Origin of the sequence: Pseudescherichia vulneris (genome assembly GCF_902164725.1) — a bacterium.
Lineage (GTDB): Bacteria > Pseudomonadota > Gammaproteobacteria > Enterobacterales > Enterobacteriaceae > Pseudescherichia > Pseudescherichia vulneris.
Window position 1 is genome coordinate 2470051 of sequence record NZ_LR607338.1, and the last position, 7865, is coordinate 2477915.

6 protein-coding genes are annotated in these 7865 nt (G+C 56.1%); 5 read left to right on the forward strand and 1 reads right to left on the reverse strand.

Features of this window, described 5'->3' with window-relative positions:
- Window positions 1-226: 226 nt before the first annotated feature.
- The gene (locus FN633_RS10570; protein ID WP_154057677.1) at window positions 227-1435 is read left to right on the forward strand and encodes an aldose 1-epimerase family protein; all 1209 of its coding nucleotides are present in this window, start codon (window positions 227-229) and stop codon (window positions 1433-1435) included.
- A 43-nt stretch (window positions 1436-1478) separates the two neighbouring features.
- Here the strand turns inward: FN633_RS10570 and FN633_RS10575 are convergent, their stop codons facing one another.
- Window positions 1479-2474: a LacI family DNA-binding transcriptional regulator gene (locus FN633_RS10575; protein WP_154057678.1), complete on the reverse strand. Its 996-nt coding sequence runs from the start codon at window positions 2472-2474 to the stop codon at window positions 1479-1481.
- A gap of 244 nt (window positions 2475-2718) precedes the next feature.
- Here FN633_RS10575 and FN633_RS10580 point away from each other — a divergent pair, with 244 nt between their 5' ends.
- The 4 genes from FN633_RS10580 to FN633_RS10595 all read left to right on the forward strand — a co-directional run.
- A complete protein-coding gene (locus FN633_RS10580; RefSeq protein WP_154057679.1) occupies window positions 2719-3960 on the forward strand; it encodes an MFS transporter in 1242 nt (413 codons plus the stop codon).
- A gap of 18 nt (window positions 3961-3978) precedes the next feature.
- Window positions 3979-5412 (forward strand): glycoside hydrolase family 32 protein, encoded by a 1434-nt coding sequence (locus FN633_RS10585; protein ID WP_154057680.1) that lies wholly within the window; start codon window positions 3979-3981, stop codon window positions 5410-5412.
- A gap of 122 nt (window positions 5413-5534) precedes the next feature.
- A complete protein-coding gene (locus FN633_RS10590; RefSeq protein WP_154057681.1) occupies window positions 5535-6878 on the forward strand; it encodes a carbohydrate porin in 1344 nt (447 codons plus the stop codon).
- A 24-nt stretch (window positions 6879-6902) separates the two neighbouring features.
- A partial coding sequence (locus tag FN633_RS10595) for an aminoimidazole riboside kinase (RefSeq protein ID WP_154058905.1) occupies window positions 6903-7865 on the forward strand: 963 nt, incomplete at its 3' end.

A 7865-nucleotide genomic window follows, 5' to 3' on the forward strand; every position in this document is an offset into this window, starting at 1 on the left:
CGAACGGAATCATGCGTAGCTGAAACGATAAAGCTAAATCCCACCAACCCCGCATTTTGCACGCAACTATGCGGGGTGTTTTCATGTTTTATGCGATCTCATCCACAGCGTTTCCCTTTAAAGTGCGACCTTTCTCGTCAGGTGAACCTCGTCACATTTCTTTAACCTGCAAATAAGTAGATTTTCCGACGACACGTAATAATCGATTCAGCAAAAAGGAAGAGTGATGAAAATTAAACTGACGTTAACGGTACTTGCCCTGCTGATTTCTGGACAGGCAGCGGCTAAAACTTGGGTGCTGACCAGCGCTGAACAGGGCATGGATAAAGGAAATTGGAAGATTTCCAGTAGTGAGCTGAACATTAAAGACACGCCGTTCAGCATCGAGCAAAAAGTGCTGCACGGCGGTAAGCAGGAGGGCAGTAAGATCCTCGTTATTACCAGTCAGGATGGGCTTACTATCACCTGGAGTCCAACCCGCGGCATGAACCTGCTGCGTATTGAGGGCTTCGGCTCCAAAATGGGCTGGGATTCACCGGTGAAAGAGGTGGTCAATCCGGCGTTTATCAATCTGGAAAGCCGGAACGGATTGGGCTGGCTGGAAGGTTTCAATGAAATGATGGTGCGCTGCGGCTATGAGTGGACAGGGCATCCAGTCACTGCGGATGGACAGATCTACACCCTTCACGGGAAAGCGGGGAATACGCCAGCCTCACAGGTCGAGGTTGAGGTGGCTGACGCCGCGCCACACGAAATCCGCATTCGTGGCCTGGTCAAAGAGAGCACCTTCAAGAAGGCCGATTTGCAAACCATGACCGAGCTGCGCTACGTGCCCGGCAGCAACAGCTTCAGCCTGCATGATGTGCTGACTAACCACGCTGACTATCCGCACGATTATCAAATTATCTATCACAGTAACTTCGGCATGCCGATCCTCGAAGAGGGAGCGCGATTCCTTGCACCGATGTCCAGCATCAGCCCGTTTAACGACTATGCCAAAGAGGGCCTTAAGACATGGCAGACTTATGCCGGCCCGACCAAAGGCTTCGATGAGAGGGTGTTTAACATCCAGCCGCTCTCCGGGGAGGATCACCAGACCCTGGCAGCAGTGGTGAACAAAGCGGGCGATAAGGGCGCATCTATCCAGTTCGACACTCGCCAGCTGCCGGTGCTGACGTTATGGAAAAATACCGATACCGTTAAACAGGGCTACGTCACCGGGATTGAGCCAGGGACTAACTACGCCTACCCGGTCACCATTGAACGTGAGCAGAAGCGCGTCAAGCAGTTAGAGCCGGGTGCCAGCACGCAGTTTGATTTGACCTATACCTTGCTGCACAGCAGCGAGGAGGTAGCGGACGTCGAGAAGAAAATTGCCGCTATTCAGGGTGAGACGAAAATCGAAGAGAACGCCACGCCGATAGCAAAAGAGTAACCTGTCTGTAGCACTCCCGGACGGTTGCTCCGGGAGTGAACTGCTACAGCGATTCGCGCAGCAGCAGCGGGCTTTCGACGCGGATGGTATCGCTGTGCGTTTCCTGATTGATGATATGCAGCGCGCTCAGGCGGCCAATATCATAGTGCGGCAGTTGTACCGTCGACAGCGGCGGGAAGAAGAGATCGCCAATGCCCACCATATTGTCATAGCCCATGACCGCGACGTCCTGCGGGATACGTAACCCCTGGGCGAGCAGCGTCTGGTACACCATAAACGCAATGCGATCGTTACCGCAGATCACGGAGTCAAACAGCGGCTTGCCGTGACGAATATGCGCCAGCAGTTGGGCGGGCATATCGCGGTAGTGCTCATCGCCGAACTGCATATAGGCGTGGTCGAGCGTATCGGGATCGACGTTGGCTTCGCGGCAGGCGCGCTCCAGTCCCTGACGACGGCGAATAGTCGCCAGGTGCTTCTCGGGCAGGTGCAGGCAGAGCGGACGACGATATCCCGCGGCCAGCAGCGCCTTCACTGCGGTATACTGACCCTGTTCATCATCCGGAATGTAGCTCGCCACCGGCTCGTGCAGGCTTTCGCAGTTTGCCAACACGCAGGGCAGAGTCAGCAGCTTGGCGGGCAGCGGCACCTGCCGTAGACCCATGGTGGTAAAGATAATGCCGTCCGGACGGTGGGAGAGCAGCAGATCCACCATGGTCTCCGGGCTGTCGTCGGAAAACATGTTAACCACAAAACTGTTCCAGCCATGGGCGCGGGCGGTCTCTTCGATAGAGAGGGTGATCTCTACTGAAAACGGGGTCGTCACGGTATCCAGCGCCAACACGCCAATGGTGCTTGGTGAGGCATGGGCTCCACGGATCTTCTTGGCTGACAAATCCGGTACGTAGCTGGTTTGCTCAATAGCCAGCTGCACCCGAGCCAGGGTTTCAGGTTTCAGCCGCTCCGGGTTATTTAACGCTCGGGATACGGTCATCAGCGATACGTTTGCCAGTTTTGCCACATCTTTCAGGGACGCCATGTGTCTTACTCCATCATTGCCGTGTTGCTTCAGGCAGTATAACTAAGTTGCTGATGTAAAAGGATCATACGCTATTCTTGCTCCTGCGTGTTGCAGGCGGTAAAGCAGAAATGTTGATCGCGATCTCATCTTTGCTATGTTAACGTTAACTTTTGTGATTAACATCATGAATCTCAGCAAAGTGGCGTGAGTGCTACGCTTTGTTAACGTTACCATTGAGGCATTCCTCCAACATGAGATCGTCATGATGAAAGCCCATCATTCTCACAGTTACCCGTTACTCAGTGCCTTACTGTTCTTCTTTTTTGTTACCTGGTCCTCCTCAAGCTCGCTACTTTCTATTTGGCTGCATCAGGAAGTCGGGCTGAAAGCAGGGGATACGGGGATTATTTTCGCGGTGCTGTCGGTCTCAGCGCTATTTGCCCAGATCTGTTACGGCTTTATTCAGGACAAGCTCGGCCTGCGCAAGCACCTGCTGTGGTATCTCACGGCGATGCTGATCCTCTCCGGCCCGGCCTATCTGCTATTTGGGCACCTGTTGAAAATCAACATCCTGCTCGGCAGCGTGTTTGGCGGCATCTTTATTGGCCTGACCTTTAACGGCGGGATCGGCGTGCTGGAGTCCTATACCGAGCGCGTGGCGCGTCAGAGCCAGTTTGAATTCGGCAAAGCGCGGATGTGGGGATCGCTGGGCTGGGCGGTGGCGACGTTTTTCGCCGGGCTGCTATTTAACATCGATCCAAAGCTGAACTTCGCGGTTGCCAGCTGCTCCGGACTGGTGTTTCTGCTGCTGCTGGCCCGGCTGCGGGTCTCCTCTGCGCCCCATGCTATGCAGGAGGCGGTGGCGGGGGGCAAAGTGACGCTCCAGGACGCCCTGCGTCTGCTGACCCTGCCGCGCTTCTGGGCGCTGGTGTTCTTCGTCGTTGGCACCTGTATCTACGGCGTCTACGACCAGCAGTTCCCGGTCTATTTCTCGTCACAGTTTGCCACGCCGCAGGAAGGCAATGCGATGTATGGCTATCTCAATTCGTTTCAGGTGTTCCTCGAAGCTGCGGGGATGTTTTGTGCCCCGTGGCTGGTGAATCGCGTCGGGGCTAAAAATGGCTTGATATTCGCTGGCATGGTAATGGCGATGCGCATGATCGCCTCCGGGCTGGTGGACGGGCCACTGCTCATCTCCATTACCAAACTGCTGCATGCCGTCGAGCTGCCGATACTGCTGGTGGCGATCTTCAAATACAACAGCCTGAATTTCGATAAGCGCCTCTCATCGACGCTCTATCTGGTGGGTTTCGCCTGCACCAGCTCGGTGATCGCCTCGGTGCTGTCACCGCTGGCAGGCTACAGCTATGAAAAATATGGCTTCGCCGAATCCTATCTCTTTATGGGAGTGCTGGTGTTCGGCATCACCTTTATCTCCATGTTTTTACTGCGATCCGGCAATGCTTCGGCGGATCCGCAGGTGCCACAACTTTCCGCTATCTGACTGACAAGAGTGAAGACTATGACCTACTCAATTGCTGACGCTGAACAGGAACTCAAGGTGAAGCACGATGCGCTTAACTTGCGCTGGTACCCACGCTACCATCTGGCCGCCAGGGCGGGCTGGATTAACGATCCTAACGGGCTGGTGTGGTTCGACGGCTGGTATCATGCGTTCTACCAGCACCATCCGTACTCTACCCAGTGGGGACCGATGCACTGGGGTCATGCGCGCAGTCAGGACCTGGTTCACTGGGAACATCTGCCAGTGGCGATCGCCCCGGAGGGGCCGGAGGACAAAGACGGCTGCTTTTCCGGCTCGGCGGTAGTGGACGGCGACACGCTGGCGCTGATCTACACCGGGCATAAATTCCACGGTGATGCCGATAACGAAGACAATCTCTATCAGGTGCAGTGCCTGGCTACCAGCCGCGACGGCATCCACTTTGAACGGCAGGGCATTGTGGTCGATACGCCGCCGGGCGTGCATCACTTTCGCGATCCGAAGGTTTGGCGCGAAGGAGAGAGCTGGTACATGATCGTCGGCGCTCGTCTGGGCGAGACCGGACAGGTACGACTGTATCGTTCAGCGGATCTGCGCCAGTGGCAGGAAGAGGGGGTTCTTGATGAGGCCGAGGCCGGAATGGGCTTTATGTGGGAGTGCCCGGACTTCTTCACTCTTGGTGACAAGCGCGTGCTGATGTTCTCCCCGCAGGGCATGACCGCGCAGGGCTTCAAAAACCGCAATCTGTTTCAGAGCGGCTATCTGTTGGGGGACTGGCAGCCGGGGCAGCCGTTTGTCCGCGCCGGTGAGTTTATCGAATTGGATCACGGCCACGACTTTTACGCCCCGCAGAGCTTCCTGGCCCCGGACGGGCGACGCATTGTGATTGGCTGGCTGGATATGTGGGAGTCGCCGCTGCCGGAGCAGCAGGACGGCTGGGCCGGGATGCTGTCACTCCCGCGCGAGTTGAGCCTCGGCGCAGACAACCGGGTAGAGATGCGCCCGGCAAAAGAGGTAGAAAGCCTGCGTCAGGGCTGGTATCCGTGGCCGGTCAGCACGCTGAAAAATCAGCAGATTGGCGTGGCGGAAAATGCCGAGGCGATGGAGGTGGTGCTGAGCTGGAAAGGCGCGGAGAGCACTGCCGAACAGTATGGCCTGAGTTTGGGGGATGGCCTGCGGATCTACGTCGATGCGCAGATGCAGCGCCTGGTGCTGGAGCGCCATTATCCGCAACACGGTTTATGTGGGACGCGCAGCGTGCCGTTAACCCTCGACCACGATCACCACCTGCGCATATTTATCGACAGCTCGTCTGTTGAAGTCTTTGTCAATGATGGCGAGGCGTGCCTCAGTAGCCGTATATATCCGGATAGCGATCAACGGGACTTGCGCTTATTCGCCTGGAGCGGTAGCGCGTCACTGTCCGATGGCGGAGCCTGGCAGCTTGAATAAATAAGCCAGGCGTCTGGAATAACCCGTCCCTGGCGATGGGCGGGTTAGTGTTGTCTTTATCGCCAAACTGTACCTCTACGTAATAAATAACTGGTTAATTCAATAATAAAAAAGGTTTCCCGATGAAAATAATCTGGGTCGGTTGTATGTTGACGTCTGTATTTAGCGGCGTGGTGTGCGCGCAGGATAGCCTTTCTCTGGAAGCGCGGCTGGCACAAATGGAAAATCGACTGAAAGCGACTGAGGCGCGTGCCGCCAGCGCAGAAGCTGAGATCCGTGCCTTAAAGCAGCAGGAGGCACCCCGCACGGTAGCCGCCCCTGCACCGGCAAAACCCACGTTACAGGTTAATGACATCGGCGATTTAAAATTTTATGGCGACGTTGAATTTAATATGGATGGAGCCAGTCGCACCGGCGGGCTAACATCGCTCAGAACCAGCGCCAATAAAAACTGGGCACCGGGTGAGAAAGAGCGCTGGGATATTAACGGACGTATTCTTCTCGGTTTTGATGGTCTGCGAAAAGGAGCTGACGGCAAATATGCCGGTTTCAGCGTCCAGCCGCTGGCGGACATGAACGGTAAAATGAATCTCGACGATGCGGCTTTTTTCTTCGGTCAGCAGGATGACTGGAAAATTAAAATTGGCCGCTTCGAAGCCTGGGATATGTTCCCGCTGAATCAGGATACCTTTATTCAATATTCCGGGAATACCGCTAACGATCTCTACAGCGACGGTTACGGCTATATCTACATGATGAAAGAGGGACGCGGACGCAGTAACAGCGGGGGCAATTTCCTGCTCAGCAAAAACCTCGATAACTGGTATTTCGAGGTCAATACGCTGGTCGAGGATGGCAGTTCCCTGTTTGTCGATCAGAACTACCACGGCAACGCGCTGGATAACCGTAAAAACGTCGTGTATGTGCGCCCGGTAGCCGCGTGGCAGTCTGGACCGTGGTCGGTGGCTGCCGCGCTGGAGAGCAACCTGGTGAATAACGCCTACGGCTATCAGCAGGAGAGTGGCCGCTTCCGGGATCAGTCCAGCCGCACCGGTTACGGCATGACCATGAGCTGGAATACGCTTAAGGCCGACGCGGAAAACGGCGCGGTGGTGAATCTGAGCACCGCCTACCTTGATGCGGCTGACGAGAAAGACTTCAGCGCCGGTATCAATGCGCTATGGCACCGCGTTGAGCTGGGCTACATCTATGCCCATAACAAAATTGACCAGTTCAATATGGCAGGCGTCAGCGCGGACTGCGATAGCGACTGCGCGATCCTGGCCCCAGGCCGCTACGACATCCACACCATCCATACCTCATGGCAGCTGCCGAACATTATGGATATGCCAAATTTCAACATCTACCTTGGGGCTTACGCCTCCTGGCTGGAGTCTTCAGCTGCGCAAACCGGCAACGATGACCAACGCTACGGCGCACGTGTTCGCTTTAAATATCTGTTCTGATAACAATTTCGGTAAGGAGAGTTTATGAAAATCTGGGCATTAGGCGATGCGGTCATTGATCTGCTGCCGCAGGGAGAAATGCACTACACCGCCTGTGCAGGCGGCGCGCCGGTCAACGTTGCCGTCGGGGCCGCGCGTCTGGGGTGCGAGAGCGGTTTTATCGGCAGAGTAGGCGACGATCCGTTTGGCCATTTTCTACGTAACACGCTGGCAGAGGAGGGTGTTGATACCCAGCCTATGCAGTTTGATGCGCAGCACCGTACCAGCACGGTGCTGGTCTCGCTCGGGGATGAGGGCGATCGCAGCTTTACCTTTCTGGTCGATCCTTCTGCCGACCAGTTTTTGACCGCAGACACGCTTCCGGCGTTTGGTAACGACATTCTGCATTTTTGCTCCCTGGCGCTGGTGGCAACGCCCTGTCGCGACACGCTGGTACGGGCTATCAGCTACATCAAGCAGCGTGATGGCCTGTTAAGTTTTGATATCAATCTGCGTGCGCAGATGTGGCCCGATGCACAGGAGATGTTAGACACCGTGCGTCATTTTGCCCGGCAGGCCGATATCCTCAAGCTTTCGCAGGAGGAGCTGTACTGGTTGGCTGGCACCACGCAGCATGAAAAGGCACTGGAGATCCTACGAAGCTATCCGTCGCGTTTGAAGGTGGTGACCTGCGGGTCTGACGGGGCGATTGTCTTATGGGAGGACCGACTGGTTCAGGCGAGCGCGTTCCAGGTTGAAAGTCTGGATACCACCGGCGCGGGCGATGCGTTTATCGCGGGATTACTGGCGAGCGTGGCACAGGGCAATACGTTAGTGGATCTGGCCCAGCTCAAGCAGGCGATGACGCAGGCCAGTGCCTGTGGCGCGCTGGCCACCACGGCGAAAGGGGCATTAGCCGCGCTGCCGGATGCACAGGGTGTGGTGGCGTTCAGGCAGGCAGCCCAGGCGCTGCAGTTTGACACCGGGAAGATCTGCTTGCCCTTAGGG